Consider the following 26,227-nt stretch of genomic DNA (forward strand, 5'->3'; position numbering starts at 1 on the left):
CCGCTTCCTTACCATCTTTTTCTGGTTCTGCTGCCTTTCCAGTTCAGCTGGGCGGCGGTGGCGCCGTACTGCGGGCATGAGCATGAGCGTGAAGTCGTGTCCGGGCACTTCGGCCATCATGAGCACCACCATCACCCTGCGGCTGAGGGTGATGGCGATGTCGATGGCAGGACGTTTTCAGATTCAACAGCCACCACCGAACTCCAGGCCGACAAAGCGCCAGGCGCCATCGATCTAGACTGTGGTCAGTGTCATGGCAACTGCGCTGTGATGCTGTCCTTGCCGTCGTGCCTTCCCGCCGGGGTGTGGGTTGAGCGGCTTGGCGCCACTATTCACGTGGCCAGCAGCGCACATGTGTCCACCCGACCCGAACGCCCTCAGTGGCTGCCCCTCGCCTGATCGGCGAGGCGGGTCTCTTCCTTTTCTGAAGCCCGTTCGCGCCTGAGTGTGCGCCGCAGCCTGCGGCGCCGTCGGGACGACGCGACCTGTTGGTCGTCGCTTGCCGATCTCCTGTGAGTTGTTTTCAACACTGGAGCATCGGATGACACCAAGAACTCGAGCGCGGGCCATGCTGCTGCGCGCCAGCGTGGTTGCCGCCGCAACCTTCTGCGGCACGACTGTGCAGGCACAGGCGGATACGGCGGCCGCTGCGACTGCCACGGCTGCAGGAGCTGGCGGCACGGAAGCCGCCGCAAGCACACTGAGCCTGCGCCAGGTTTACGAAGCTGCATGGGCCCGCCAACCCGAAGCCCTGGCGCTGCAGGCGCGGCGCGACGCTGTACGCGCTCAGCAAAGCGCAGCGAAGGCGTGGGCGCCAGAGCCGGCAGCGCTGGAACTCTCGAACAAGACCGACCGCCTGGGCAACAACCAGGGCGCGCGTGAGGTCGAGGTCGGCATCGCCGTGCCGCTGTGGCTGCCCGGTGAACGTGGCCGCAGCGCAGCGCTGGCCGACGCCGAGGGCGCTGCCATCGAAAGCCGGGCCACTGCGGCACAACTGCGCGTCGCCGCCACCGTCCGCGATGCTTGGTGGCAGTGGCAGCGTGCGCGCATCGAGGTCGGAACCGCCCGCGATCAGCTGGAAAACACCCGCCTCATTGCGGCCGACGTGGCCCGGCGTGCGAAGGCCGGCGATCTGGCCCGCGCCGACCAGCACCAGGCTGATGGCGCGGTGGCCAGCGCGGAAGCTGCGGTGGCGCAGGCCGAGGCCGGCCTCGCGGCGGCACGACAGGATCTGCGTGCGCTGGCCGGCGCCGGACCCGCATCGTCTGGCGCAGGCGACACCGAGGCCGAGCCGGATCCCGGCGCTGCAGCCACTGACCTCGAAGCGCACGCGGCTTTGCAGGAGCTCAAGGACCGCGTTACCGTGGCAGATCGAACCGTCGCGCTGACCGCCACGCAGTCGCGCGCCAACCCGGAGCTGATACTGGCGACCACGCGAGACCGCGGTGCCCGCGGCGAGGCGTCCCAGCAAACCATCACGCTGGCCATCCGCATCCCCTTCGGCGCTGGTCCGCGCTTCGATGCCCGCAGCGCCAACGCGCGCGCCGAGGCGACCGAAGTCCAGGCTCAGTTGGCACTGGAACGTGAACGTCTCGCTGCCGAAAGGGAAGCGGCGCGCGCGCGTGTCGAAGCGTCGCGCACACAGTTGGCAGCCGCCGAAAGGCGCGCGCAACTTGCCGGCGAGTCACGCGGCTTCTTCGACAGGTCCTTCCGACTCGGCGAAACCGATCTGCCGACACGCCTGCGCATCGAGGCCGAAGCCGCAGAGGCCGACCGACAGGCGGCACGCACCCGCATCGAACTCTCGGCAGCGATATCCGCCTGGCGCCAAGCACTCGGCCTTCTGCCTCATTGATGCCGGCTGGCGCCGCGTCAGTGATTCCTACCCCGAATCCTCCAGGAACCCTTCCATGAATTTCCCGAAACTCCCGGCCGCGCTGCTCGCTGCGGCCACCCTCCTCGCTGTGCCCGCCTGGGGAGGTGAAGGCCATGACCACGGTGATGCTGCACCCGCGGCCGTCGGCCAAGCACTCCCGCGGTTCTCTGCGGTGTCAGAGACCTTCGAGCTCGTCGGCGTGCTCAGCGGCAAGCAGATCATCCTGTACCTCGACCGCTTTGCCGACAACAGCCCGGTGCGCGGCGCGCAGATAGAGCTCGAGATCGGCGGCGCGAAGTTCAAGGCCGAAAAGCAAGGTGAGGACGAATACGAAGTCGTGCTGGCTGATGAGCCCAAGCCCGGCGTTCTGCCGGTCGCCGCAACCGTGATCGCAGGCAACGAGACCGACTTGCTGGCCGGTGAACTCGACATCCACGAGGAGGCGCACATCGAGGAGGCTGTCCCAACCGTTGCCTGGACGAACTACGCAGGCTGGGCCGCCGGCGGCGTAGCGATCCTGGCCCTTCTCCTATGGGCTGGCCGTCGTTTGATGGGCGCTCGCAGCGTTCGCGCCGGGAGTGCAGCATGAAGCGCACGGTGATCGCCACCAATCTCGCGCTGTGGTTCGCCCTGGCAGCATTGTCTCCCGTGCATGCCGGCGAAGGCCACGATCACGGCGACGCCGCTGCAGCGCCCAGTGCCAACGGCCCGCAGCGCCAGCCCGACGGCAGCGTTTTCCTGCCCAAGCCTGCGCAGCGCCAGCTGAGCGTCCGCACCGTCGTCACCGAAGCGGCCGAGCTGCCACGCACGGTGGAATTGGGCGCCAAGGTGCTGACAGACCCGAATGCCGGTGGCAAGGTGCAGCCGCTGAACGCTGGCCGTATCGAACCGGGGCCGCGTGGCCTGCCCAACCCTGGGCAGGCGGTGCGCGCAGGTGAAGTGCTGGCCTACGTCGTGCCGTCGGCGGCGCCCATCGAACGCTCCAACCAGGCTGCACAACTGGCCGAGTTGCGTGCCGCCAAGACCCTGGCCGACAAGCGCATCGCGCGTCTGCAAGAGTTGGCCGACACGGTGCCGCGCAAGGAGATTGAAGCCGCCGAGAGCGAAGCTGCCAGCCTGACGGCGCGTATCGCTGCCGTCGGTGGTGGCCTGGCGACCCGCGAGGCGCTGGTGGCGCCGGTGTCAGGGGTGATCGCGTCGGCGAACGTCGTGGCCGGTCAGGTGGTGGATGCTCGTGAACTGATCTTCGAAATCGTCGACCCCTCGCGCCTGCGCATCGAAGCGCTGGCCTTCGACGCCGCCATCGCCGCAAACATTGGTGCCGCGACCGTTGCCCTTGGCGACAAACGTGTTCCCTTGACCTTCATCGGTGCGTCGCGTAGCTTGCGCGAGCAGGCGCTGCCGCTGGCCTTCCGGGCCCAGGGTGACGCGCTCAACCTCCTGGCTGTCGGCCAGCCGGTGCGGGTGTTCGTGCAGACCAAGGACAAGGTCAAGGGCATCTCGGTGCCGGTGGCCTCGCTGATGAAGAACCCGGCCAACCAGACCGTCGTCTGGGTCAAGACGGCCCCGGAGCGCTTTGAACCCCGAACCGTCACCACTGAGCCGCTGGACGGCGTCAACGCCGCGGTCACCTCGGGGCTCGAACCCGGTGACCGTGTCGCGACGCAGGGCGCCGCCTTGATCAACCAGGTGCGCTGACATGTTCAAGTGGCTACTCGACAGCAGCCTCACGAACCGGCTGCTGGTGATCATCGCCAGCGTCGTTCTGATGGCCTACGGCGCGTTCACGCTGTCCACCACGCCGGTGGACGTGTTCCCGGACCTGAACAAGCCCACCGTCACCATCATGACCGAGGCCGGCGGTATGGCTGCCGAGGAGGTGGAGCAGCTCATCACCTTCCCGCTGGAAACAACCATGAACGGCCTGCCCGGCGTGGAGAGCGTGCGCTCGACGTCATCGGCTGGCCTGTCCTTCCTCTACGTCACCTTCGACTGGAGCACCGACATCTTCCGCGCCCGGCAGCTGGTGTCGGAGCGGCTGTCATCGATGGAAGAAGGCATCGCCGAAGGCGTGGTGCCGCGCATGGGGCCGATCAGCTCGATCATGGGCGAGATCATGCAGATCGCCATTCCGGTCGATCCGAGCAAGATCAGTGCGATGGCCGTGCGCGAGTACGCCGACTGGGTGCTGCGCCCGCGGCTGCTGTCGGTGCCGGGCGTCGCGCAGGTGATCCCGATCGGTGGTGAAGTCCGCCAGTTCCAGGTGCAGCCGAACACGACGCGCATGGCCGAGCTGGGCATCACGCACGACCAGCTCGAAGGTGCATTGAAGGGCTACTCCTCCAACACCTCCGGCGGCTTCCTGGAGTTAAACGGGCGGGAGTACCTGATTCGCAACCTGGGCCGGACTTCACGCCTCGAAGACCTGAACAACCTGGCGCTGACATCCAAGGATGGGCAACCGATCCTGATGCGCCAGATCGCCGAGGTGACCTTCGCCGCGGCGCTCAAGCGCGGCGACGCGGGCTACGAAGGAAAACCGGCCGTGATCCTGGGCATTCAGAAGCAGCCGACTGCCGACACGATTGCCCTGACTCAGTCCATCGAAGAGGCCCTGGTGGGGCTGAAAGCCTCGCTGCCGGCCGGTATGGAGGCACCGCGCGTGACCTTTCGCCAGGCCAGCTTCATCGAGGCCTCGATCACCACGCTGCAGGGCAAGCTGATCGGCGCGTCGATCTTCGTGGCGGTGATCCTGTTCTTCTTCTTGGGCACCTTGCGGCCCACCATCATCGCGCTGACGGCCATCCCGGTGTCGATCTTCATCACCGCGTTGGTCTTCAAGTATTTCGGGCTGTCGATCAACACCATGACGCTGGGTGGCCTGGCCATCGCCATCGGCGGCCTGGTCGACGACGCGGTGGTCGGCGTCGAAAACGTGCTGCGACGGCTGAAGGCGGACCGCGCCAATCATCCGCACAGCCGTCTAAATCCGATCGAGATCGTCGCGCACGCGACGATGGAGGTGCGGTCCGCGATCCTGTATGCCACGGTCATCATCGTCCTCGTCTTTATCCCGCTGTTCGCGCTGCCAGGGCTGGAGGGCAAGCTGTTCGTGCCGCTGGGCATCGCCTTCATCGTCTCGACGCTGGCGTCGCTGATCGTGTCAGTGACGGTGACACCTGTGCTGAGTTACTACCTGCTGCCGCGGATGAAGAACCTGGACCACGGCGACACCAAGGTGCTGGCCTGGCTCAAGGCGCGTTACCTCAGCGCCCTGCAGGGCCTGCTTGCTCGGCCCAAGGCCGCCATGGCCGCCGCAGGTGCAGCGGTGCTCGTTGCTGCGGTAGCCGTGCCGTTCTTTCCGACAACCTTCCTGCCGCCCTTCAATGAAGGCACGCTGCTGATCGGCCTGCGCCTGAACCCCGGGGTCACGCTGACGGAATCGTCGGCGCTGGCGCGCCAGGCAGAGGTGCTGGTCAACCAGGTGCCCGAGGTGACACACGTCGGGCGGCGCAGTGGCCGCGCGGAACTGGACGAGCATGCCGAGGGCGTGCACGTCAGTGAGCTCGACGTGGGCCTGAAGCCGACAGCGGAACTGACGCGCAGCATGGACGAGATCAAGGCCGACATCCGCGCGCGCCTGGTCAACCTGCCAGCCGCATTGGAGATCGGCCAGCCGATCTCGCACCGCATCGACCACATGCTCTCGGGCGTGCGCTCGCAGATCGCGATCAAGATCTTCGGCGAGGACCTCGATGCTTTGCGCGGCCAGGCCGACGTGCTGCGTGCGAAACTGGCAGCCATCCCCGGCATCGCCGACCTGCAGATCGAGAAGCAGGTGCTGGCGCCTCAGATCAAGGTGCGCATCGACTACGCCGCCGCGGCGCAGTACGGCGTGCCAACACCGCAGGTGCTGACCGCGCTGCAGGCGCTGGTCGAAGGCGAGAAAGTCACGCAGATCGTCGAGGGCAGCCGGCGCTTCGCGCTGGTGGTCAAGCTGCCGGAATCGGCGCGCTCGGTCGACGGCCTCGGGCAGATCCTGATCGAGACGCCGAACGGGCGCATCCCGCTGTCCAAGATCGCCACTATCGAAGACGGCGACGGCCCGAACCAGATCAGCCGCGACGACGGCAAGCGGCGCATCGTGCTGTCGGCGAACGCCTCCGGGCGCGCGCTGTCGGAGATCGTGGCCGACATCCGCCAGGTCGTGGCCGAGACCAGGCTGCCAGAGGGCTACTTCATTACCCTGGGCGGGCAGTTCCAGGCCCAGGAGGAGGCGTCGCGTCTGGTCGGCCTGCTGTCCATCGTGTCGCTGACGCTGATGTTCGTGGTGCTCTACAGCCGCTATAAATCGGCGGCGTTGTCGGCACTGATCATGGTGAACATCCCGCTGGCCCTGGTGGGCGCGGTGATCGGCTTGTGGCTGTCGGGCCAGCCGCTGAGCGTGGCGGCTCTGGTTGGCTTCATCACGCTGGCCGGCATCTCGGTGCGCAACGGCATCCTCAAGGTCAGCCACTACATCAACCTGATGCGCTTTGAGGGGGAGTCCTTCGACCAGAAAATGATTTTGCGCGGCTCGCTGGAGCGGCTAAGCCCTGTGCTGATGACGGCGCTTGTCACCGCCTTCGCGCTGGCTCCCCTGCTGTTCGAGGCCGAGCAACCCGGCACCGAGGTGCTGCACCCGGTGGCCGTGGTGATTTTCTCTGGCCTCATCAGCTCGACCCTGCTCGATACCTTCCTCACGCCCGCGATGTTCTGGCTGTTCGGGCGCAAGCCTGCCGAAGCGCTGATGAACGACAAGGACGCCGAGGCGCTTTGATTCTTCCCTCTGTTCCTACGCACCACCTCGAAAGGACACCCATGAAAATGCAACCCCTTCTTGCCTCCATTGCCCTGACCCTGGCTGGTTCGGCCTTCGCCGCCGGCGACAAGCACGACCACGCGCATGAGCACAAGCCCATGCACGGCGGCGTCGTCGTTGAAGTCAAGGACATCGACTACGAACTGGTTGCCAAGCCCACGATGATCCAGTTGCACCTGCGGGACCATGACAAGCCTGCTGATGTGTCCAAGGCCAGCGCCAAGCTGACGCTGCTCACAGGCGCCGAGAAGCAGGAAGTCGAGCTCAGGCCGGCAGGCGACAAGCTTGAAGCCTCAGGCACTTTCAAGGTCGGCCCCGGCACTAAGGTGGTCGCCCTGGTGACCATCGCTGGCAAGTCAGCCGGCACGGTACGCTTTGCGCTGAAGTAGACCGGGGTTCATCATGACCGGGTCAGACCGGCCTCACCGCAGAACGCTGTTGATTGGCCTGGCAGTGGTTGGCCTTGCGCCGCTCGCCGGGTGCATGACCAAACCATTGCGGTCCGTCAACGCCGACGGCACCTACTGCTACCGCATCGGCAAGAGCTACCGTCCAACGTTGACCTGTACACCGAACGCCGTGCCGACCGATGCCGTCGAGGCCGAGGCCAAACGCTTCGAGGCCGACCCCACTGCGCTGACCGTTTACGTGCTGCGCAGCCGCTGGGGGATGCCAGTGTGGTGGTGCCTGTGGCGATCGATGGCGCCGCCACCGCGGCGACCATTCCGGTGTCGTTGGTGCGTCTGCGCCTGAAGCCCGGCGCACATCGCGTGTCCGCGCAATGGGAGGGCCGGAGCGTCGACATGAGTGTTGAAGGCCGCGCCGGCGACCTGCGGGTGGTTGAACTGATCGGCTCGGGCTGGGCCTGGGGCACCAGTTTCACGTGGCAGATGGCTCAGGCTGAGTCGGTGAAAACACGCGCACAGGCTGCAAAACTGGTTGCAGATCTGGATCTCCGCGGCTGATTTCATGGAAGTCGACGGCACCTGATGGAACGCTCATGGAACTCGGCAGAAGAAGCAGGACAAGCCGGCTTGGTGCGAAGTCGCTGCACCTGGATACGGCTCCGGACTCTCGGACGGGCATTTCGCGATCGGCGTCAAGCAGAGTTGCTGCTTCTGTGGCGGTCGCGGCTGAGCCGGCGACCACACCGATTCATCCTCCAGTGACACTTCATGCGTTATGAGCAGCGTAAACGGGACAGACGGCAGCAGCCCGGCCAGCCGATCGGGCACCGGATGGATCTGGCTGTCGGTCGCGTGGGCCCTCGCCCTGGTGTCGACGTTCGCCGCTCTGTTCATCGGCGAGGTGATGGGCATGACGCCCTGCCAGCTCTGCTGGTACCAGCGCATCCTGATGTTCCCGCTGGCCGTGATCCTCGGCATCGCTGCCTTCGGCGGCGACCGCCGCGGTGCGATCTACGCCTTGCCGCTGGCGCTGGGCGGCGTCGCGGTTTCGAGCTATCACACCGCACTCGTTGCAGGCTGGGTGCCGCAGTGGTGGATTCCCTGCGGCGCCGGCCCGTCCTGCAGCGACCAGAAACTGGTGATCCTCGGCGACATCCAGATTCCGTGGCTGTCGCTGCTGGCTTTCGCTGCCATCGCTGCCCTCCTGCTCGTCTACCTGAGAAAGGCCCGTCCATGAACACCAAGAAGCTCGCTGTCGGCGGCATCCTGATCCTCGTCGCCGCCGCCTTCGCCATTGGCGTGAGCCTGTACCGTAAGCAGACGCAGAGCGCCCAGGACCAGACGGTGCGCACCGAGCAGACACGCCTCGTACGCATGCATTCGCCGGTGCTCGGCCCGCAGGCCGCGCCGGTCACTATCGTCGAGTTCTTCGACCCGGCCTGCGAGACCTGCCGCGCGTTCTATCCGATCGTCAAGAGCCTGATGGCGAAGTACCCCGACGACGTCCGGCTCGTCATCCGCTACGCGCCGTTCCACCAGGGCTCCGACCAGGTGGTGAAGCTGCTCGAAGCGGCCAAGCGCCAGGGCAAGTACCAGCCGGTGCTGGAAGCGGTGCTGCAGGCGCAACCAACTTGGGCAGACCACGGGCGCCCGAACCCCGACCTCACCTTCGAGATCGCGAGGGCAGCCGGCCTGGACATCGAACGGGCACGGGAAGACATGGCCCTCCCCGCGATGCAGGCACTGCTGGCGGAGGACGTCGAAGACCTCACCGCATTGCAAGTCAAGCGCACGCCGACCTTCTTCGTCAACGGCCGCAGCCTGCCCAGCTTCGGCCCGGACCAGCTCGCGGCCCTTCTTGCCGAGGAAGTGGCGAAGGCTAGGAAATAGGCGACGGCCGCACGCGCCGCGCGCGGCACGAACGGTCAGATTCAACGGCGCTCTGGCGCCGCGCGGGCATCCTGGCGTGCCGCTTCGCCGGCTTTGGCCAGAATCTCGCGGCCCCCGTTGGCGGCGATGACTGCCACCAGGATGCCCAGCACAAGGTCGGGCAGATTCGACCCCCACCACATCACCAGGGCGCCAGCGAGAACGATCGCGCCGTTGACCAGCGAGTCGTTGTTGGTGAAGATCGCCGCGGCCTTGAAATTCACGTCGTCGCCTCGGTGTCGGCGCAGCAGCCGAAGACACACGATATTCAGCACCGCATTCAACGCGGCGGACGCCATCATTGCGGCACCTACAGGCGCTTCGCCGCCGAAGAAGCGTCGCAAGACCTCTACGAACAGCATGACCGCCAGACCGATCAGCAGCCACCCCGACAGACGGGCCGCACGCACCTTGATCGTGGCAGCGCGGCCGACCGCGTACAGGCTGATGGCGTACACCGAGGCATCCGCCAGATTGTCCAACGCCGCCCCCATGATCGCCGTGGAGGTAGCCCAGACGCCCACGCCGCCGCCGACCGCGCACTGCCCGAGGTTGATCAGCAGCACTTGCCAAAGGATGCGGCGATCCTTCGCCTGGCCGGCGTCGAGACCTTTGTCATCGTCGTCACTCATAAACGCCCTTTACAGCCCCTGAATACTGCCCGCGGGCAGCGCGGGTCGGCATCAACGGCCTATATGGAGTGCCGATTCTGCGAGCGGGCGGCTCAAGCCGCCCTCGACCAGCATTCCTGCCCGCATCGCCGGCAGGTCTCGGCGCACCGCTGGCAGTGGTCTGCCTGATGCCTGGTGCATTCCTCGCCGCACGCCTCACACATCTGCGCGCAGAGCGCGCACACCCGCTTGGCGAGTTCGCTGCTGCGAACCATGAGGCCGACGGCCGATCGGCAGATCGCCGCGCAGTCGTATCGAGCGCGATGCAGCGCGCCATCATCTTGACGTCTTGCTCCAGCAGGCACTCAGTCGCGCATTGATCGCAAGTAACAGCGCATGCGCTGCAGGCGTCAATGCAGGCTTGGTCTATTTGATCGGTCATCAAACCTCCTAGTGATGTGAACGCCGCCGAAGCCGGGCGACACCACTGTCCGTCGGTAAACAGGCACGGGAAAGGCGGAACGCTTCCGTGGCGGTCTCGGAGCCTTCGTCATTGCAACAATCGATGGCCATCGCAGCAATCGACGTGCCCTTCGCTAGCAAAGGAAACGCAGGCTCAGCGTTGACGTGCCGCGCCTGGTGCCTGGTACTAGCGGGCGTCGCGGTGCCGCCTGCCGCGCGGATGCCGCTGCACCTTCCCAGGAACTCACTTCTGCGAAAGCAATGGGATGGACGCCCCCACCCATAGACGGCATCGAAGTGCCAACGTGGGTGTGTCAGCAACCACTCGATCGGAAGGAGCGTCCGCCATGGAGATTACGACGATCGGCCTCGATCTGGCCAAGAACGTGTTCCAGGTTCACGGGGTCAACGAGCGCGGTAAGGCCGTGCTGCGCAAGCAGCTCAAGCGCGACCAGGTTGCTCCTCCCGCCATCACCCTCCGAACGTTCGCTGGTGTCGTACTACTTGGTCCAGGAACGAGTCGTTCCCACGTTGAAGTCTTGAACAAGCCCTGGGCCATAGGTTCCACCAGGCGGAGTTCGAGGCACCGTTGGACGAGGCCAGCGCATCGCTCAAGGACAAATGGCGCGCATCCTCGGTAGTACCTCGGCCCCCGGCGCAGTGCGGAGCGCAAGGTCGAGCCCAGGAAGGCGGCCGGCCTGCCCCACCTAGGCCGGCCCTGGCTGCGCCGCGCCCAGCAGATCGACGAAGGCCTGCAGCGGCGCCGGCATGTGGCGGTTGGCAGGGAAGTACAAGAACAGGCCGGGCACCGGAGGGCACCAGTCGTCCAGCACGCGCGCCAGCCGGCCGTATGCAATGGGATGGACGCCCCCACCCGTAGACGGCATCGAAGTGCCAAAGTGGATGTGTCAGCAACCACTCGATCGGAAGGAGCGTCCGCCATGGAGATTACGACGATCGGCCTCGATCTGGCCAAGAACGTGTTCCAGGTTCACGGGGTCAACGAGCGCGGCAAGGCCGTGCTGCGCAAGCAGCTCAAGCGCGACCAAGTTGCTCCCTTCTTCGCGAACCTTCCTCCCTGCTTGGTCGGCATCGAGGCCTGCGCCAGCGCGCACCACTGGGCCCGCAAGCTGCAGGCGCTGGGCCACACAGTCCGGCTGATGGCGCCCCAGTTCGTCAAGCCGTACGTCAAGAGCAACAAGAACGATGCCGCAGACGCAGAGGCGATCTGCGAGGCGGTCAGCAGTGTCCCGCGTCAATCAACGTAAGAACTGCGCGTCAATCAACCTGAGAAGTTTGGCAGTGCCGGGAGCCGGACGGGCGTAGCCCGGTTGGCTCCCGGCACTGCCGGCGGCGAGGCTCCTAGTGGTGCTACGCCGGTGATCGCGGAAGTGAGGTACGAAGCGGGCTCTCGTCCTGGGAGTCCGGCCGTGCCTGGTAGTCACATCCACGATCAGCAGATGAGGTTGTTCATGAAGCTCAGACTCACCAAGCCGCTTGCAGCCGCCGCGGCGCAAGCCGGGATCAGCGTTGCCAGTGCGTATCGCCTGCAAGGGGACCCACGGCTGCCGTCCGCGAAGAAGTCCCCCCGCAGCCGCCGGCGCCCAGATCCCTTGGTCGACATCTTCGATGCCGAAGTGGTGCCGCTGCTCCGGGCCGCTCCGGCCATCCGACCGGTCGCTGTGTTCGACGAGCTGCGACGACGCCACCCCGAACTTGAAGCCGGCGTCCGACGCACGCTCGAACGCCGCATCCGGGCGTGGCGAGCGGTCAACGGCGGTGAGCGCGAGGTGGTGTTCCGCCAAGTCCACGAGGCCGGCCGCATGGGCCTGTCCGACTTCACCGACATGGCCGATCTCGGCGTGACGGTGGCAGGCGCCATGCTCGACCATCGGCTGTACCACTTCCGGCTGGCGTGCTCCGGGTTTGAGCATGCGCATGTCATCCTCGGGGGCGAGAGCTACGTGGCACTTGCCGAGGGCCTTCAGAACGCGCTTTGGTCACTTGGTGGTGCGCCGCGGGAGCACCGCAGCGACAGCCTGTCCGCCGCGTTCCGTAACCTCGACGCGGCGGCCCGAGATGACCTGACCTCGCGCTATGACGCGCTGTGCGCCCACTACCTGATGGAGCCGACCCGCAACAACCGAGGCGTCGCTCACGAGAACGGCAGCATCGAGAGCGCGCACGGGCATTTGAAGCGTGCGGTGCACGACGCGTTGCTGTTGCGGGGCAGCACCGAGTTCACGGACCTCGCCGCGTACCGCGCCTTCATCGACGAGATCGTCAGCCGCAAGAATGCACGCAATGGCAAGCGCATCGATGCCGAGCGGGCCCTGCTGCAGCCGCTGCCACCAGATCGGACGTGCGACTACGAGGAGACCTTCGTCTATGTGACCTCGTCGGGCGGCTTCACCCTGCGCAAGGTGTTCTACACCGTGCCGTCGCGCCTGATCGGCCACCGGCTGCGCGTGCGGCTGCACGACGACCGCCTGGAGCTCTTGTTGGGCGCCACGTCGCTCATGACGCTGCCACGCGGGCGTGCCGGCGCCAACGGCAAGCACGGCCACGTCGTCGATTACCACCACGTCATCCACGCGCTGCGGCGCAAGCCGATGGCGCTGCTCGGCGTGGTCTACCGCGATCAGTTGTTCCCTCGGCAGGCCTACCGCCGGATGTTCGAGTTCCTGCACGAGACGATGTCCGAGCGCCTGGCCTGCAAGACGATGGTCGCCTTGCTGAGCTTGGCCCACGACCGCTCGTGCGAGCTGCAGCTGGCCGACTTGCTCGACGACGATCTCGCACACCGGCGCGCGCCGGACCTTGCTGCGCTGACAGCGCGCTTCGCACCTGACCCGGCAAGCTTGCCGGAGGTGTCGGTGCGGCTCGCAGCGCTGAGTTCTTACGACATCCTGGCAACCTCGGACGCGCAGGTGATCGCATGACCGAGCACTTCGACGCCGCCCGCCTGACGCTGCTGCTGTCGGAGCTGCGCCTGCCCGCCACCAAGCAGATCTGGTCGAGCTTCGCTGAACGATCCGACAAGGAGGGATGGCCCGCAGCCCGGTTCCTCACCGCACTGGCCGAGAACGAGCTTGCCGAACGCGACAGGCGACGCATTGAACGGCATCTGGCCGAAGCCAAGCTGCTGCCCGGCAAGACGCTCGACAACTTCGACTTCCACACCGTGCCGATGATCTCGCGGGCCCAGGTGGCCGCGCTGTGCGCGGGCGATGAGTGGCTACGCAATGGCGCCAACGTCCTGCTGCTCGGACCGCCCGGCGGCGGGAAGTCCCATCTGTCGTCGGCGATCGGCCTGGCCCTCGTAGAGAAGGGCTGGCGAGTGTTGTTCGCAAGGACCTCGGATCTGGTGCAACGCCTGCAGGTGGCTCGCCGCGAACTCGCACTCGAGGCAGCCCTGACCAGGCTCGATAACTTCGACGTCTTGATCCTCGACGACCTGGCCTACGTCACCAAAGACCAAGCCGAGACGTCCGCACTCTTCGAGCTGATCAGCACCCGCTATGAGCGGCGCTCGATGATCATCACCGCCAACCAGCCGTTCGGGGAATGGGGCAAGGTGTTCCAGGACCCCGCCATGACGCTGGCCGCCGTCGACCGCTTGGTCCATCACTCGACCATCTTCGAGATGAACGTCGAGAGCTACCGTCGTCGCACCGCCATCGAGCGCAAGCAAGTCGGGGCGGGCCGTCCTGCCAGCTTTGCAACGCCCAAAAACGTCGGCGTACCGAAGCCCAGCGCGACACCGCCAACACCCTGAAAGCATTGCGCGACAAACAAACTCGTGCATCATCCAACGACCGCGACACGGTTCTCATCCTGATTGTCGCGCTGCTCTCATCCAGATTGACGCGCCACAGTCAGGGTCCCTGTCTTGTCGAAAGCGACCACCGTGACCGCATGCGCGACTTCCAGGGCTTCGGCGTCCTTGATGAGGATGCCGTGTCGAGCGGCCACGCCCGTGCCAGCCATGATGGCAGTGGGTGTCGCCAACCCCAGGGCACAGGGGCAGGCGATGACCAGCACCGCGACCGCGTTGATGAGTGCTTGTTCCCAGTTGCCGGTGAACGCGAACCAGCCCAGGAAGGTAACCAGGGCGATACCGAGGACGACCGGGACAAACACGGCGCTGACCCGGTCGACGACCCGTTGGATGGGTGCCTTCGCCGCCTGAGCCGATTCGACCATCCGGATGATGCGAGCCAGCGTCGTCTCCGCGCCGACGGCGGTCGTGCGAACGGTCAGAGCGCCTTCCGCGTTGATGGCGCCTCCGGTCACCTTGTCGCCGATGGCCTTGGCCACCGGCAGGCTCTCCCCGGTGATGAGCGCTTCGTCGTTGTGGCTGCGACCTTCCACGATTTCCCCATCGACAGCGACCCGGTCACCCGGCCGGATGACCACGAGGTCACCCACCAAGACCTGTTCCACAGGGACGTCGGCTTCAACGCGCCCGCGGAGGACTCGGGCCGTCGTAGGTCGCAGGGCATTCAGCGCACGAATCGCGTCCGCGGTCTGCCGCTTGGCCCGGTTCTCAAGCCACTTGCCCAAAAGGACCAAAGTGATGACGGCCGCCGATGCCTCGAAGTACAGGTGCGGCATGCCGTGCTCTGCGTGCTTGAACAGGAGGTAGACGGAAAGTCCGAAGGCAGCCGAGGTGCCGAGAGCCACCAGTAGGTCCATGTTGCCGGTCTTGGCCATGACCGCTTTCCAACCGGCACGGTAGAACCGCCAGCCCAGCCAGAACTGAACCGGCGTAGCCAAGGCCAGCTGCACCCAGCCGTTGAGCATCCATTCGGTGCCAAAGAGCTGAAGCACCATCGGTAGGACGAGCGGAAGGGTCAGCGCACTGCTGACCGCAACGGGCCACCATGATGGAAGCCCGGAAGCGACTTTCGGCTTCTCATCGTGGGCTTCGGTTGCCTTGTAGCCGGCCTTCTCTACGGCGGCCACCAAAGCGGATACCGGCACCGTCGGCAGTGCCTGGATGGTTGCCTTCTCGGTCGCCAGGTTGACGCTGACGCTGGAGACGCCGGGTACCTTGCGGAGCGCCTTCTCCACGCGCCCCACGCATGAGGCGCACGTCATGCCTTCCACCTGCAGCGCCGTCTCCGTGGTGGCCACGTCATAGCCAGCCTTGCGGACCGCTGCTGCAAGCGATTCGGCGGTGACGGAAGCATCGGCGCTGACAGCGGCCTCCTCCGTCGCCAAGTTGACGCTCGCCTCCTTGACACCAGGGACCGCTTTGAGCGTTTTCTCCACGCGCAGGACGCATGAAGCGCACGTCATCCCGGTGATCTGAAGCTTGATTCCGTTGGGGTTGGACAGTGCTGGGGTGCTCATGGTTGCCTCGTATTTGGTTCGATGTTGAGCATCGTCAAGGTTCCAACAATGACAAAGTCAACGCGCGCGGGTGATTGTGCACATTGCCAGTGTGGCCTTCCGTCGGACCTCTTTGACATTCCAACAGTGGAAACCTTGAAAGTACGTCCATCGACAACCTGTACCTGGAGAAAGCGATGATTGCCTTTCAAGTCAACGACATGACCTGCGGCCACTGTGTGAGCACCATCACGAAAGCGCTGAAAGCCACCGACAAGGACGCCAAGGTTCAAATCGACTTAGCGACGCACCGTGTTCAGGTGGAGCCTTTGTCGTCCGACGCAGATGAACTCGCCGAGGCCATCAAGGACGCGGGCTACACGCCCGTCCCGGTCCAAGCTGCCTCGACAGCGTCTAGCAAGCCGGCCGGCTCTTGCTGCGGCGGTTGCCGTTGAGTGCTTGGCTTGCCGCGAGCAGGTTCGTCTTCGCCGCCAACTGCCATATGAAGGAACGCCGATTGCCTGCAACGACGAAACACTCCGGAGGTTCGACATGCACAAGCTCTTCGTTTCAGCACTCACCTGTTGCGCAGTCATGGGCCCTCCTGCTGTTTTCTCCCAAGGCTCCAGCAGCGCTCCCTCTTCAGGCGCCGGCCGTGTGTCCAGTCAAATGCATGAGTCGATGATGAGCGGCATGCAGAAAATGCAAGGCATGAAGCCGACTGGGGACACCGACAGGGACTTTGCCGAAATGATGCGCATGCACCACCAGCAAGCGGTCGAGATGGCCAAGGTGGAGGTTCAACACGGGAAATCGCCCGAACTGAAAGCGATGGCTCAGAAAATCATCAAGGACCAGCAGAAGGAAATCGGCCAGCTGGACCAGTGGTTGGCGAAGAACAAGTAGGTCCTGGGGCAGCCCATGTTCAGGTGGCTTGGCAACTCGACGCTCCGGCGCTTCCTGCTGGGCTTGGTGCTGGTTACATATTTACCTGTGGTCAGCGCTACTGTGGCCTGCCAAATCGCTTGCGCGATGCAAATGGGGCACCATGCCTCGGCCCACCAATCCGGACACGCAGGAGCACAGCCGGGAGCAACGCCTCCTGCGGCGCACGAGGCAGCCCATCTTGCCCACGCCGGTCCTTGCAATTTGGCATCGGTGCCGACGATGTGCACTGCGGACTTTTGCTTGTTCGACAACCGCACAGCCGCGCGGCTTGAATTGCCCGCCGACACCCATCCCGCCTCCTATGTGGGGCCACCTCCTGAGCACAAACCTCGAACCTGAAGCTCCGTTCACGCCGCTTGACGCGGCGAGCTCGACCGTGCGCGGACGAATCGTTCGCCCGCAACCTTGATTGTTTGAACGAAGGAGTTTCGAGATGGCTCACCAAGAGAACCAGGCCTGCGTTGATGCCTGCAACGCCTGTGCCGACGCCTGCGACCACTGTGCGGCCGCGTGCCTGCAGGAGCAGGACGTGAAAATGATGGCGAAATGCATCGCTCTCGACATGGACTGCGCTGCAATCTGCCGCCTGGCAGCTGGCTACATGGCCCGCGGCAGCGAGTTCGCCAAGCAGCTGTGCCAGCTTTGCGCACAGGTCTGCCAGGCGTGCGGTGAGGAATGCGCCAAGCACCAGCATGACCACTGCCAAGCCTGCTCTAAGGCGTGCCTGAAGTGCGCCGACGAGTGCCGCCGCATGGCTGGGGCTTAACCTAAGTCCTCAATAGGCACTCCGTTCCTCGCAGTGCACCCCCGTCCGCCGGCCTGGGCCGGCGGAGCCACCCCTTTGGAGACCAGAATGACCATCGTCAAGTTGGCTGCTGTCGCGGCCTGTGTTGCGCTCCTATCAACAAACCACGCTCATGCCGACGGCCCCGGCCGCGGTCAAACCGCTCGGTTCGAGGTCGAATTCATGCAAATGGCCATTGACCACCACTTCGCAGCACTGCGCATCACCGAACTCGCGGCTGGAACAGACATTCAACGCAACGTTGACATCAATGCCAGCGAAGGCACTTCACCGACACCTGGCTATGCGGCCACGCCGGCGAAGGCGTCATTGGACGACTTGAAGTCCATGGCCCGGCGAAACAACCGGATGCAGCGCGAAGAAATCATGAAGATGCAGGGCTTCCTGCGCGACTGGTACGGAGTTCAGTACCAGCCTCGCGTCCGCCCTGAGAACATGGTGCAGATTGCCCTCCTCGAGCGAGCGCAGCCGGGAGCCGACTTCAACCATGCCTTCTACGAGGTGTTTGCCCGACACCACTACACCCTGATGGAGCCGGTCAATGGATGCATGACCGGGACAGACCTCGGGCACGACGAACTTCGTATGGAGTGTCGGAGCATGTGGCATAGCCAAATTGCAGACATCCAAATGATGCGAGCGGAACTCAAGAAGCACTTTGGCGTCGTCGACTATCAGCCGTTCCGCAACCTCGAGCCTCTGAGGGGCAACAACGGCCTGCCGCGGGGCGACCACAGTGGCGGTCACTAACTAGAGAGGCAGGAATGCTCGCAAACCGCGACCGAGCCGCGGTTTGCGATGCAGGGCAACCTCCTCACATCCAAGGAAAAAAATGAATCCCTATAGTCGCTTTGCCGCAATGATTGCTGTGTCCACCGTGGTGATGTTCGGTCTGATGTACCTCAACACCTTCGAATTCGACCATGTGTTCTTCAGCCAGACGCGCGCCTGGATGGCGCTCGTGATGGGCGCGACCATGGCGGCCATCATGCTCACGTTTATGACGCACATGCTGAAGAACAAAGTCGCCAACCTCTGCATTGCCGTTTGCAGCGTTTTGGTCTTCGCAGTTTCGCTCTGGCTGGTACGCAGCCAGGCCACTGTTGACCAAGTGTCCTACATGAAGGCGATGATCCCGCACCACTCTATTGCCATCATGACGAGCAAGCGGGCCAGCATCGCGGACCCGCGTGTGCGCAAGCTGGCCGACGACATCGTCGAGGCACAAGTGCGCGAGATTGCCGAGATGAAGCAGCTAATCTCCGAGATGGATAAGCGCTGAGCACAGCCTTCGCTGAGGTCCAAGGACAAAAGGGGGCCTGCACGCAAACCCGGATCCCGTTGGAAATAGCGTAAAGACCGTAGCCCCGTAGCTCAGAGCGTCTGCGACATCGTGTGCAGCTGCAACGGCCGCGCCGACGACCCAGTCGCACAACGACGGTGTCGTGACGCCCCATTCCACATGACTGACGTTCCCATAGCGATCCTGCGCTACACGCGAGACAGCACAGACCGATCCTTGTGCCGCCCATTTTTGTAACGCGTCCGCGAAACCATCCGGCAATGATGCGTCGCCGGCGGCAATTTTCTGATCGACCGATCATCGACCTGCCGCCCGGACCCTTCACTCCTGTAGAGGCAAAGCTCAGAACGCTGGCTCGCGAGAAGCAGTTGCTGGCCGAAGGTATCATCTTGGCCACTGCGTAATTCGACGGTTACAGGAGAGCGAGCATGCAACGCTTCAAGAAAAAACGTCAGGCGGACCGAGGACGGCTCCGGAACTGCGGCCCAACTGCAACCACTCTTGCAGATATGTCAATTAAATGTGAAACTTAGTCAATTCAATTAATGAACTTGACGCCGTTTCTCCATGTCAGTCGAGGATAAAACAGACGAACTCAAGGATCTTGAGGCGGATTTCGCCAATTTAGTCCTTCTTGCCGCCGCGGGCTCCTGGGAGGACGTGCGGCTGCTTTTGGCCAAGTTCGTTCGGAAGTATCGCGGGCGGCGGCCGGACTTTGCTGAACGGATCAACCAGGCGCTGAAATCGACTCAGACCCGCAGCTCCGCCCCTTCCATCCTGCGCCGCGGCTCGACTCCGCCTGAGGTGTCACCGCTGCCAATGGATGCGGACTCCCGACTTTCGTTGATTCGGGTGTTCGATCACTTGGCGGGCCTAGAGGCGCCGCTGTTGACCAAAGGTCTGCTCAAGCAGATCCAAAGCATCGTGCGCGAGCGACGGGAGCGCGATAAGCTGAGTGCGCGCGGCATCCGGCCGACGCGTTCCGCGATCCTCGTGGGCCCGCCGGGCGTGGGCAAGTCGCTGTCGGCCCGCTGGATTGCAGCGCAGATTGGCAAGCCGCTGTGGATACTTGACTTGACGACGGTGATGAGCAGCCTGCTTGGCAAAACCGGCAACAACCTCCGGGCAGTGTTCGACCATGCACGCGCAAACGAGGCGGTCCTGTTGCTGGATGAGATCGACGCCATCGCCAAGCGGCGAAGCGACCAATCGGACGTCGGTGAACTCAAGCGGCTCGTAACGGCGATCCTGCAAGAGGTCGACGCCTGGCCGGACACGGGCCTGTTGCTTGCGAATTGGTCGATCCGGCGCTGTGGCGGCGGTTCGACGTAATCCTGACGTTCGAGCAGTCCGATCCCAGCACCATCGAGGTTGCGGTGCGGCGCTTTTTGGGCCCCGATGCGCCGGCGTATGAGCCCTTCCTGCACCTCATGGCCAATTCGATGCACGGCCACTCGCTTTCTGACGTTGAGCGTGCCATCGCCTCGATGCGGCGTGACGCTGTGCTCAATGGCGTAGCTCCGGCAGATTTGGCTGTCTCACTCGCTGCGCAGCACATCGATCGACTGGACAAGCCGGCGAAGCTCGAGCTGGCCCTGCAGCTAGCCCGCGCCAACGGGATGTCGCATAACAAGATCATGGCCCTGACCGGGGTCTCGCGCGACACCATCCGCAAGTACGCGGGGCCGTCACCGATCAAGGGCCGAGGCCGCAAAAAGGAGGGATGAAATGGCAAACCGATTTCTCATTGGGAAGGGTGAATTGCTGACCTACGACATCCTGCCACCTCCGATCAAAGCGGACAAAGCCCACCCGTTCGGATTGGCTGAACCCAAGGCGCAACTGCTGCCCCGCGTTATTTCGGCGGCACTGGAAATGCAGGACCTGCCGCAGGAGGCTTGCCCGTCCGACATCGCTGTTGCAAAGATTGATCTCCACCCAGCGCATATCGCCAAGTCGTACTCTCCGACTGGCCTGCGACGCCAGGCAGGTCTGACGTCCGTTGGAAGCCGTACGATTCGTGTCTGTCTTCGGCGAGACCCGCACAAGACCGCGCCGCCCGAGTGCGAGACCACGCAGCTCTTCGTCGTCGGCCGACGTTAGATCGCCGACCTCAGAACCCGCGGCATCGTCAACTGAGGAACCACCATGCAACGCATACATTTCGACCCAGACGACGTCACCATCTTTGCGGCGCAGCTGCACTTGCGCACGAGCGTCCGCGTGGTCGAACTCGACGATCTTCACCAGGACAGCTTATGGCGGCTCGAGCAGCCACTACGCCACCGCCGATCGGATCGGTCAGACCGCTCGGGCGAATCGACGATCGCCACGCCATGCCTGGCCGCCCTGACCGGCCGACACCACCGCGATCGCCGGGGTCACGAAAGTTGGGCGGCGTTCCCTCCGCCTAAAACGTTCCGAGGTGGGCGGCCCAGGCCGCTGTTGGTCAAAAAGGCGCCCTCTTCCCCTAGGCGCCGCCGTGCTATGTGATGATAACGCGTACTATCATCACTTACAGATAAGTCTCGAACAGCTCCAGATGCATCGCTTGTCTCATAGCCCGAGCAAAATGACGTATCAACGGCGGTGCTCTGATTTGCGATCCCGCAGGCCCTTCTCAATGGAACGCTGCGGCGAGAGTTGAGGAACGGCGAAGCGAGGACTCCCCCGCATAAAGTTGGCAAGATCACGTGCGAGGTTGCGATCTGGCGGACTTTTTGACCGGACAAGCACTTGCCCGATACGCGCCCAAGCTTGACGAGCTGAGATGTAGGAAGGAGCAATGGCGATCGGGCGTCGAATTACCTCCCGCCGCAGCCGTTGCTGGTCCCGGGCCTGTCGCCGCCATAACGCCTCATCGCGGCCTTGCACGCCGCGCGTTGCAGCCCGTGTGGCTTCCGCCTCGACGCCCCAACCGCGCAACCTTTCCGCAAATGTCTCTCGCCAACGCTGCAGATCGGCCTTGCGAGGGTTCAGTCGGTGTCCATGGTTTGACTCTGCCCGCACGCTGAGGTGCACGTGAGGATTCGCTTGGTGGTCGTGCAGCACCATGACGTACTTGTGATCTGCCAGCTCTGCCTGTGCGAATTCGCGTGCCGCGCGCTGCACGACAGACGGGTCGGTGCCACGCGGCATGGACAGCATGATGTTGTAGGCCTCGCGCCGCTCAGTGTTTTCCTCGATCGGGCTACCACCCCAGCGCCACTCGTCCAACAGCAAGTCGAGCTCTTCCCGACCCTGCACCACGTCACCGCGTTCATCCTCGATCGGCAGCCGGCCGTGTTTGCTGATGTAGTGGAAATGCGCCGTGATGGCGCGCATACCTCGGCCGCCGCCGGTGACCTTGACCATCACCTGAGGGGCACGGCGCTGCACCAGCGCGGCGATGCGCTCGCGCAGGGCAGCGGCCCGTTCAGCAGGCGAGCCGCGCAGGCGGGGCGCTGCGTTGGGCACCCGTCGATTGCCCGGATAGAACAGCCGCTCGCCCCAGTGCACCAAGGCAGCATCGGTGTATGACGTCATGGCGCGCTCCGAGCGACGCTGCGGCCGGGTGTCCGGTGCATCGGCGCCTGGGCCACCGGCGGGCTGTTCATCGCCAGCGATGCTGCAGAAACGAGGAGCGCTCGCAAGTCGCCGAGACCCTGCCTGAGGACCTCTGCTTCCGGAGACGTCGGATCAATGCGGTCCTGCAAGCTCAGTCGCTGCAGGACTCTGCGTAACGCCGCCAGTTCAGCCGTCACGGCTACCAATGCCGTGCGCTGAGCGTCGAGCTGCTGCGCAGTCGCACCGACAGCGCCGCCAGCGGCCACTCGTGCCAACCAGCGACCGGGGCGTTGGCCGGCAAGCGCAGCCGACGACCGCACCGCCTTGACTTCGTCAGGGCGCATGCGCAAGCACAGGCGATGTGACCTGATCCGTGCGGCGGGCTGTATTGCCTGGGCGTCTACAGTGCCCTGCGTCCCCAGCGAAGCGGCAAGCGCCTGTCGTACGAACTGCGATGGCATGACGCCGTCGGCCTCGGCGCGCGCCATCAGCGCACCCTTCAAGCCCTGCAAATCGACCGTGATGCGGTCGCGAGGTGAGGTGTCCATCCGAGCCTCCTTGAGGACAAGCGCCCGCTTGTCCGACAAACGGCGCCACCGCGCCTATCCTGCACTAACCGATGTCCTTAGTTTGCTCGAGTTCGATGGCGTTCAAAGCGCTGATTTCTGTCCAAAAATCATCGTTCGACGACGCAACGCATCGATTGCGCAGCGGCACCGCTGCTATCGCGCTTCTGTCGGCTTTGGATGTGCTTTAGCAGCAGCGAAGCAGCCGGCGATCCGCCTTTTCCTGCATCTTCCTGCATCCACATGCATTGCAGCCGCCGCTTTTTGCATCGGCTCATCAGACGATGAATTCGGGCCAAAAATCATCGTCTCGATTCGCACGCCCATACCCTAGACTGCCTCTGCAGTTGGAGGTCACATGCAGCTGGTACCCAAACTTCCGCCCGGGCGTAGGGACCGCAAGATTGCGGCCTACGGCGACGAGATCCGCCGCCTGCACGCCGCAGGGTACACGTTTCGGACGATCCAGGCGACCTTGGCCGATGCTGGTGTACGAGTCCATGTGACCACCGTTCAGCGTGAGGCCTGCCGCACGGCACGCTCGTCTCAAACGGTGGGAGCATCTTCAGCGCCGAGTGCTTCGCCCGCCGCGGTGTCTGCCATCTCCGGTCTCGTACCAGGCAAGGTCAGCGCGAGGGACTTTGCCTCCGCTTTCATGCAGGAGCACATCGGCAATCCTTTGCTGCGTGCACGTCTAGTCCGAGAGGAGTCATCGTGAAGATTGCTGTCATCAACTTTTCGGGCAACGTCGGCAAGACCACCATTGCTCGGCACTTGCTCGCCCCTCGCCTGCCCGGCGCTGCCGTCGTGTCCATCGAGAGCCTGAACGCGGACGACACGACCACCGACACTCTGCGTGCCAACCAATTCGGCGCGCTGCAGGAGTACCTGCAGACCGTCGACAGTGCCGTTGTGGACATCGGCGCGAGCAACGTGGAAGAGCTGCTGGCGCTGATGCGAAGGTACAGCGGCAGCCACGACGACTTCGACCGGTTCCTGCTGCCGACGGTGCCGGCCTGGAAGCAGCAGCAAGACACCATCGCCACACTGGTCGACCTGTCGCGCCTGGGAGTGCCGCCAGAGAAGTTGTCGTTGGTCTTCAACCTGGTTGATGAGGGTGACGCCCTTCCCCAGGTGTTCAAGCCGGTGTGGACGTTTGTGCGGAGCAGCGGCGTGGCCAGGCTGGCCGAGGACGCCTGGCTGGGCTTCAACGAAGTCTATGAACGTGCGAAGGGCCAGGACCTGCGCGCGTTGGCCAGTGATGCAACCGACTACAAGGCGTTGATCGCTTCGACTCAAGATGCGACGCAGCGGCTGGCGGCCGCCCAGCGCCTGGCGACCCGGCGGTTGGCCGTGGGTGTGGTGCCAGAGCTCGATCGTTGCTTCGCGGCGCTAGAACTGGTGAAGCCCATGTCACCGGTGGTGCAGGACTCTGTGGGTTGACACCTTGGCGCACTCTGGCACCGCCCGTGAAGCGCTGCTCGCCGAACTGCTCGGCGATGTGGCCGCCCTGCTGGACCGCGTCGATGCCCAGTCGCAGCAAATGAAATGCGTCAGCACTGCGCTGCAGCAGTCTATTCAAGGCTCCGGAAACACGATCGCAGCGATCCACGCAGAAGTCACGGCCATCAGCACCCAAGCACAAGTGAAGGCCGTGGCCCACGTCGTCAGGGAGACGTACTCGCTGCAACAGCTGGGGATCCAGGTGCAACGGGAGGCCATGGTGGAAGTGGCGCGGACCGTCGTCGCGCAGGAACTCGCCAACGAGACGCAACGTGTCGCAGCGACGCTGCGCCAGTTGCTGCGTCAAGCGCAGACGCCATGGCGCTTGTGGCTGACGCATGCAGCCACGGCCGCTCTGTCGGCGGCCTTGACCGAGGTGCTCTGCGCGGCGCCCTGGCGTTGACTTCATTTCTTCAGCTTGCGCATCTCCTCGGCCAGCAGCCACAGCGCCCTGTTTAGGCTGACGTTGCGGTCGATGCTGTTGACCGGCCGCGTGTGCATCCGCCGACCCTTGGGACCCCTCCCCGCCTGGCCACCGCGGATGACGTTCTCCTGCACACGCTGGAAGGTGTGCCAGAGGCTGTGACCCAGGTCCTCGGGCCGTCGGGCTTCAATGAGCTGTTCCGCGGTGACCGGCGCGGCGGTGTGGCCCCCGAAGTCGGCCACCGTGTTCTCTCCAAAGCGCAGCGCCAGCGCGGCGGTGGCAAACGCCCTTTCCTCCGCCGGCTGCAGCGGCAGCGCCTTCATGGCGTCGGTGTGCTCCTCGACCGCCTTGAACTGGTCGAGCACCCGGAAGGCCCCGTCGATGACCCGGTCCTGCACCGGGCCCTTGTGCGGGATGCGCAAGTCCTCCACGACATCGCCGACCACCAGGCCGTTGGCACATGCGTATCTGAACAGCCCTGCGAGCATCTGGTACGCGCTGACACCGTCATGGCTGTTGATGAGGATAATTTCCTGGGCTTCCTCCTGCTGGTTGGGCTCGCCATGGCGCAGGCGGATCAGGTGCTTGGTGTAGTCGGCCTTGCCTTCCACGCGGCTGGCGCCCTGGGCGACCATCACCGGGCGGAAGTTTTCCTTTTGCAGGCCTCGCAGGACGTCGATGGTCGGGATGTAGCTGTAGCGCTCGGACCGGCTGGTGTGTTTGCCGGGGGCGAAGATGGACGGCGCAACCTGGCGCATCTCGTCTTCGGCCAGGCCGCTGTCCTGGCGCAGCACGCGGGTGCCGTAGGCGAAGCGGGTGGTCAGGGACGGGGTGGCGTGGATTGTTTGCATGGTGGTCTCCTTCAGCGGGCGTGGGCGTGGGCCTGGTCCATCTCGGCGACAAACGCCTGCCGTTCGCGCCGGGCCTCGGCTTCGGCCTTGCTGTCAAGGAAGTCGATCTCCTCGGCGGTGAAGACAAAGGTGTGCACGGTGTGGCCGTCGGTGGCGACGTAGCGGTGGTTGTGCAGGTGGCCCACCACGTTGACGTGGCTGCCGCGGCCGAGGTACTTGGCGGCGTGTTCGGCCAGTGGGCCCCACAAGGTCCAGCGGATGGCCACGGGAGGATCCTTCTGGTCCTTGCCACGCCGGCGCTGGCTGAGTGCGGTCAGGGTGGCCCGGGCTCGCGGGCCGTCGGAGGTGGGGATGTGGTCGAGTTGCACCGGGCCGGCGAGGTGGGCGTGGCGCTGGATGATCTGGACGGGGGACATGGTGGGCTCCTTCGTGTGAAGGCATCGCTCGTCACCCGGGGTGGGTGGCTTGCATAGCTGATCCCTTCATTCGGACCTTCCTCGCTCCCGCCCACGGGCGGGCGGGGGTGGGCACAGCCCCTTCCCGGCGGGAAGGGGTGGGGGATGGGCGAAGGCTTCACAGCAGCCGAAGCGGTGCGCCGGTCACCCGGCCCACCGTATGTAGATCCCCCCACAAGTCCCCCCTCGCAGAGGATCGGGGGGACTTGTGGGGGGACCCGGTGGGCCGATCGGCGCGTAGGCTGCATTGCATCGAGGGTCCGAGCGCCTGCAGCCGATGTGACAGCTTGCCTGGCGCAGCGGCTGCATGCGGGAGCGACCCGCCCAACACCTTGAGCCCCGG

Annotated in this window: 27 protein-coding genes and 3 pseudogenes; 22 read left to right on the plus strand and 8 right to left on the minus strand. The window is 64.6% G+C overall.

Going from position 1 to position 26,227, the window contains the following annotated elements; genetic code table 11:
* Positions 1-568: 568 nt before the first annotated feature.
* From LRS14_RS20940 to LRS14_RS20975, 8 genes are all read left to right on the plus strand, one after another.
* Positions 569-1,855, plus strand: a complete 1,287-nt coding sequence (locus LRS14_RS20940; protein ID WP_257800931.1) for a TolC family protein — start codon at positions 569-571, stop codon at positions 1,853-1,855.
* Between the two features lie 55 nt (positions 1,856-1,910).
* A complete protein-coding gene (locus LRS14_RS20945; RefSeq protein ID WP_257800932.1) occupies positions 1,911-2,465 on the plus strand; it encodes a hypothetical protein in 555 nt (184 codons plus the stop codon).
* A complete protein-coding gene (locus tag LRS14_RS20950; RefSeq protein ID WP_257800933.1) occupies positions 2,462-3,574 on the plus strand; it encodes an efflux RND transporter periplasmic adaptor subunit in 1,113 nt (370 codons plus the stop codon). Before LRS14_RS20945 ends, LRS14_RS20950 begins: the two co-directional genes overlap by 4 nt.
* 1 nt (position 3,575) lies before the next feature.
* A complete protein-coding gene (locus LRS14_RS20955) occupies positions 3,576-6,695 on the plus strand; it encodes an efflux RND transporter permease subunit (RefSeq protein WP_257800935.1) in 3,120 nt (1,039 codons plus the stop codon).
* Between the two features lie 41 nt (positions 6,696-6,736).
* A complete protein-coding gene (locus LRS14_RS20960; RefSeq protein WP_257800936.1) occupies positions 6,737-7,126 on the plus strand; it encodes a hypothetical protein in 390 nt (129 codons plus the stop codon).
* 300 nt (positions 7,127-7,426) lie between these two features.
* Positions 7,427-7,702, plus strand: coding sequence for a hypothetical protein (locus LRS14_RS20965; protein WP_257800937.1), 276 nt, complete (start codon positions 7,427-7,429; stop codon positions 7,700-7,702).
* A gap of 217 nt (positions 7,703-7,919) precedes the next feature.
* Positions 7,920-8,381 (plus strand): disulfide bond formation protein B, encoded by a 462-nt coding sequence (locus LRS14_RS20970; protein ID WP_257800938.1) that lies wholly within the window; start codon positions 7,920-7,922, stop codon positions 8,379-8,381.
* Positions 8,378-9,034 carry a DsbA family protein gene (locus LRS14_RS20975; protein ID WP_257800939.1) on the plus strand — a complete coding sequence of 219 codons (657 nt, stop codon included), beginning with the start codon at positions 8,378-8,380 and terminating at the stop codon, positions 9,032-9,034. The genes LRS14_RS20970 and LRS14_RS20975 overlap by 4 nt, the downstream gene beginning before the upstream one ends.
* A gap of 41 nt (positions 9,035-9,075) precedes the next feature.
* Here the strand turns inward: LRS14_RS20975 and LRS14_RS20980 are convergent, their stop codons facing one another.
* Together LRS14_RS20980 and LRS14_RS30775 are read right to left on the minus strand one after the other, a co-directional pair.
* On the minus strand, positions 9,076-9,705 hold the full coding sequence (locus LRS14_RS20980; protein WP_257800940.1) for a cation transporter: 630 nt from the start codon (positions 9,703-9,705) through the stop codon (positions 9,076-9,078).
* 92 nt (positions 9,706-9,797) lie between these two features.
* Positions 9,798-9,959, minus strand: a complete 162-nt coding sequence (locus tag LRS14_RS30775; RefSeq protein WP_404977602.1) for a four-helix bundle copper-binding protein — start codon at positions 9,957-9,959, stop codon at positions 9,798-9,800.
* 534 nt (positions 9,960-10,493) lie between these two features.
* Here LRS14_RS30775 and LRS14_RS20990 point away from each other — a divergent pair.
* The 4 genes and pseudogenes from LRS14_RS20990 to istB all read left to right on the plus strand — a co-directional run.
* A pseudogene (locus LRS14_RS20990) lies at positions 10,494-10,604 on the plus strand (IS110 family transposase); the annotation flags it as partial.
* A gap of 483 nt (positions 10,605-11,087) precedes the next feature.
* Positions 11,088-11,390: pseudogene (locus tag LRS14_RS20995) on the plus strand (transposase); the annotation flags it as partial.
* Positions 11,391-11,606: 216 nt separating this feature from the next.
* The gene (istA, locus tag LRS14_RS21000) at positions 11,607-13,088 is read left to right on the plus strand and encodes an IS21 family transposase (protein WP_257800941.1); all 1,482 of its coding nucleotides are present in this window, start codon (positions 11,607-11,609) and stop codon (positions 13,086-13,088) included.
* The gene (istB, locus tag LRS14_RS21005; protein ID WP_257798292.1) at positions 13,085-13,924 is read left to right on the plus strand and encodes an IS21-like element helper ATPase IstB; all 840 of its coding nucleotides are present in this window, start codon (positions 13,085-13,087) and stop codon (positions 13,922-13,924) included. The genes istA and istB overlap by 4 nt, the downstream gene beginning before the upstream one ends.
* A gap of 98 nt (positions 13,925-14,022) precedes the next feature.
* Here istB and LRS14_RS21010 read toward each other — a convergent pair.
* A pseudogene (locus tag LRS14_RS21010) lies at positions 14,023-15,504 on the minus strand (heavy metal translocating P-type ATPase); the annotation flags it as partial.
* Between the two features lie 176 nt (positions 15,505-15,680).
* Between LRS14_RS21010 and LRS14_RS21015 the strand changes: the two are divergent.
* The 7 genes from LRS14_RS21015 to LRS14_RS21045 all read left to right on the plus strand — a co-directional run bounded on the left by LRS14_RS21015 (position 15,681) and on the right by LRS14_RS21045 (position 20,266).
* A complete protein-coding gene (locus LRS14_RS21015) occupies positions 15,681-15,938 on the plus strand; it encodes a heavy-metal-associated domain-containing protein (protein ID WP_257800943.1) in 258 nt (85 codons plus the stop codon).
* A gap of 97 nt (positions 15,939-16,035) precedes the next feature.
* Positions 16,036-16,389: a DUF305 domain-containing protein gene (locus LRS14_RS21020; protein ID WP_257800944.1), complete on the plus strand. Its 354-nt coding sequence runs from the start codon at positions 16,036-16,038 to the stop codon at positions 16,387-16,389.
* Positions 16,390-16,864: 475 nt separating this feature from the next.
* Positions 16,865-17,197 (plus strand): four-helix bundle copper-binding protein, encoded by a 333-nt coding sequence (locus LRS14_RS21025; protein ID WP_257800945.1) that lies wholly within the window; start codon positions 16,865-16,867, stop codon positions 17,195-17,197.
* A gap of 87 nt (positions 17,198-17,284) precedes the next feature.
* Entirely contained in the window at positions 17,285-17,986 is a 702-nt protein-coding gene (locus LRS14_RS21030; protein WP_257800947.1) for a DUF305 domain-containing protein, read from the plus strand.
* Positions 17,987-18,068: 82 nt separating this feature from the next.
* Positions 18,069-18,518: a DUF305 domain-containing protein gene (locus LRS14_RS21035; RefSeq protein ID WP_257800948.1), complete on the plus strand. Its 450-nt coding sequence runs from the start codon at positions 18,069-18,071 to the stop codon at positions 18,516-18,518.
* Positions 18,519-19,106: 588 nt separating this feature from the next.
* Positions 19,107-19,871 carry an ATP-binding protein gene (locus LRS14_RS21040; RefSeq protein ID WP_257800949.1) on the plus strand — a complete coding sequence of 255 codons (765 nt, stop codon included), beginning with the start codon at positions 19,107-19,109 and terminating at the stop codon, positions 19,869-19,871.
* Positions 19,835-20,266, plus strand: a complete 432-nt coding sequence (locus LRS14_RS21045; protein WP_257800950.1) for a hypothetical protein — start codon at positions 19,835-19,837, stop codon at positions 20,264-20,266. The genes LRS14_RS21040 and LRS14_RS21045 overlap by 37 nt, the downstream gene beginning before the upstream one ends.
* Here the strand turns inward: LRS14_RS21045 and LRS14_RS21050 are convergent.
* The 3 genes from LRS14_RS21050 to LRS14_RS21060 all read right to left on the minus strand — a co-directional run bounded on the left by LRS14_RS21050 (position 20,235) and on the right by LRS14_RS21060 (position 22,633).
* Positions 20,235-20,786, minus strand: coding sequence for a hypothetical protein (locus LRS14_RS21050; protein WP_257800951.1), 552 nt, complete (start codon positions 20,784-20,786; stop codon positions 20,235-20,237). The two genes, LRS14_RS21045 and LRS14_RS21050, sit on opposite strands and share 32 nt — an antisense overlap.
* Positions 20,787-21,119: 333 nt before the next feature.
* Complete coding sequence (locus LRS14_RS21055) at positions 21,120-22,064, minus strand: relaxase/mobilization nuclease domain-containing protein (RefSeq protein WP_257800952.1); 945 nt, start codon at positions 22,062-22,064, stop codon at positions 21,120-21,122.
* Entirely contained in the window at positions 22,061-22,633 is a 573-nt protein-coding gene (locus LRS14_RS21060; protein WP_257800953.1) for a hypothetical protein, read from the minus strand. Before LRS14_RS21060 ends, LRS14_RS21055 begins: the two co-directional genes overlap by 4 nt.
* Positions 22,634-22,661: 28 nt before the next feature.
* Between LRS14_RS21060 and LRS14_RS21065 the strand changes: the two genes are divergently transcribed.
* The 3 genes from LRS14_RS21065 (at position 22,662) to LRS14_RS21075 (ending at position 24,557) form a co-directional block, all read left to right on the plus strand.
* Positions 22,662-22,985 carry a hypothetical protein gene (locus LRS14_RS21065; protein WP_257800954.1) on the plus strand — a complete coding sequence of 108 codons (324 nt, stop codon included), beginning with the start codon at positions 22,662-22,664 and terminating at the stop codon, positions 22,983-22,985.
* Between the two features lie 380 nt (positions 22,986-23,365).
* Positions 23,366-24,094: a StbB family protein gene (gene stbB / locus LRS14_RS21070; RefSeq protein ID WP_257800955.1), complete on the plus strand. Its 729-nt coding sequence runs from the start codon at positions 23,366-23,368 to the stop codon at positions 24,092-24,094.
* A 4-nt stretch (positions 24,095-24,098) separates the two neighbouring features.
* Positions 24,099-24,557, plus strand: a complete 459-nt coding sequence (locus LRS14_RS21075) for a hypothetical protein (RefSeq protein ID WP_257800956.1) — start codon at positions 24,099-24,101, stop codon at positions 24,555-24,557.
* Between the two features lie 2 nt (positions 24,558-24,559).
* Here the strand turns inward: LRS14_RS21075 and LRS14_RS21080 are convergent, their stop codons facing one another.
* Complete coding sequence (locus LRS14_RS21080; RefSeq protein WP_257800957.1) at positions 24,560-25,429, minus strand: DUF932 domain-containing protein; 870 nt, start codon at positions 25,427-25,429, stop codon at positions 24,560-24,562.
* An 11-nt stretch (positions 25,430-25,440) separates the two neighbouring features.
* A complete protein-coding gene (locus LRS14_RS21085) occupies positions 25,441-25,845 on the minus strand; it encodes a single-stranded DNA-binding protein (RefSeq protein ID WP_257800958.1) in 405 nt (134 codons plus the stop codon).
* Positions 25,846-26,227: the final 382 nt, after the last annotated feature.

Origin of the sequence: Aquincola sp. J276 (genome assembly GCF_024700035.1) — a bacterium.
Taxonomy (GTDB): Bacteria; Pseudomonadota; Gammaproteobacteria; order Burkholderiales; family Burkholderiaceae_C; genus Aquincola; species Aquincola tertiaricarbonis.

What these genes read in the sequence shown, in the direction of transcription:
- LRS14_RS21085 (WP_257800958.1), bottom strand. Translation starts at nt 25,845, where the DNA reads ATGTCCCCCGTCCAGATCATCCAGCGCCACGCCCACCTCGCCGGCCCG.
- LRS14_RS20975 (WP_257800939.1), top strand. Translation starts at nt 8,378, where the DNA reads ATGAACACCAAGAAGCTCGCTGTCGGCGGCATCCTGATCCTCGTCGCC.
- istB (WP_257798292.1), top strand. Translation starts at nt 13,085, where the DNA reads ATGACCGAGCACTTCGACGCCGCCCGCCTGACGCTGCTGCTGTCGGAG.
- LRS14_RS21055 (WP_257800952.1), bottom strand. Translation starts at nt 22,064, where the DNA reads ATGACGTCATACACCGATGCTGCCTTGGTGCACTGGGGCGAGCGGCTG.
- LRS14_RS21060 (WP_257800953.1), bottom strand. Translation starts at nt 22,633, where the DNA reads ATGGACACCTCACCTCGCGACCGCATCACGGTCGATTTGCAGGGCTTG.
- LRS14_RS21030 (WP_257800947.1), top strand. Translation starts at nt 17,285, where the DNA reads ATGACCATCGTCAAGTTGGCTGCTGTCGCGGCCTGTGTTGCGCTCCTA.
- LRS14_RS20980 (WP_257800940.1), bottom strand. Translation starts at nt 9,705, where the DNA reads ATGAGTGACGACGATGACAAAGGTCTCGACGCCGGCCAGGCGAAGGAT.
- LRS14_RS20955 (WP_257800935.1), top strand. Translation starts at nt 3,576, where the DNA reads ATGTTCAAGTGGCTACTCGACAGCAGCCTCACGAACCGGCTGCTGGTG.
- LRS14_RS20970 (WP_257800938.1), top strand. Translation starts at nt 7,920, where the DNA reads ATGAGCAGCGTAAACGGGACAGACGGCAGCAGCCCGGCCAGCCGATCG.
- LRS14_RS20940 (WP_257800931.1), top strand. Translation starts at nt 569, where the DNA reads ATGCTGCTGCGCGCCAGCGTGGTTGCCGCCGCAACCTTCTGCGGCACG.
- LRS14_RS20960 (WP_257800936.1), top strand. Translation starts at nt 6,737, where the DNA reads ATGAAAATGCAACCCCTTCTTGCCTCCATTGCCCTGACCCTGGCTGGT.
- LRS14_RS21015 (WP_257800943.1), top strand. Translation starts at nt 15,681, where the DNA reads ATGATTGCCTTTCAAGTCAACGACATGACCTGCGGCCACTGTGTGAGC.
- LRS14_RS21035 (WP_257800948.1), top strand. Translation starts at nt 18,069, where the DNA reads ATGAATCCCTATAGTCGCTTTGCCGCAATGATTGCTGTGTCCACCGTG.
- LRS14_RS21040 (WP_257800949.1), top strand. Translation starts at nt 19,107, where the DNA reads ATGTCAGTCGAGGATAAAACAGACGAACTCAAGGATCTTGAGGCGGAT.
- istA (WP_257800941.1), top strand. Translation starts at nt 11,607, where the DNA reads ATGAGGTTGTTCATGAAGCTCAGACTCACCAAGCCGCTTGCAGCCGCC.
- LRS14_RS20950 (WP_257800933.1), top strand. Translation starts at nt 2,462, where the DNA reads ATGAAGCGCACGGTGATCGCCACCAATCTCGCGCTGTGGTTCGCCCTG.
- LRS14_RS21025 (WP_257800945.1), top strand. Translation starts at nt 16,865, where the DNA reads ATGGCTCACCAAGAGAACCAGGCCTGCGTTGATGCCTGCAACGCCTGT.
- LRS14_RS30775 (WP_404977602.1), bottom strand. Translation starts at nt 9,959, where the DNA reads ATGGTTCGCAGCAGCGAACTCGCCAAGCGGGTGTGCGCGCTCTGCGCG.
- LRS14_RS21080 (WP_257800957.1), bottom strand. Translation starts at nt 25,429, where the DNA reads ATGCAAACAATCCACGCCACCCCGTCCCTGACCACCCGCTTCGCCTAC.
- LRS14_RS20945 (WP_257800932.1), top strand. Translation starts at nt 1,911, where the DNA reads ATGAATTTCCCGAAACTCCCGGCCGCGCTGCTCGCTGCGGCCACCCTC.
- LRS14_RS21020 (WP_257800944.1), top strand. Translation starts at nt 16,036, where the DNA reads ATGCACAAGCTCTTCGTTTCAGCACTCACCTGTTGCGCAGTCATGGGC.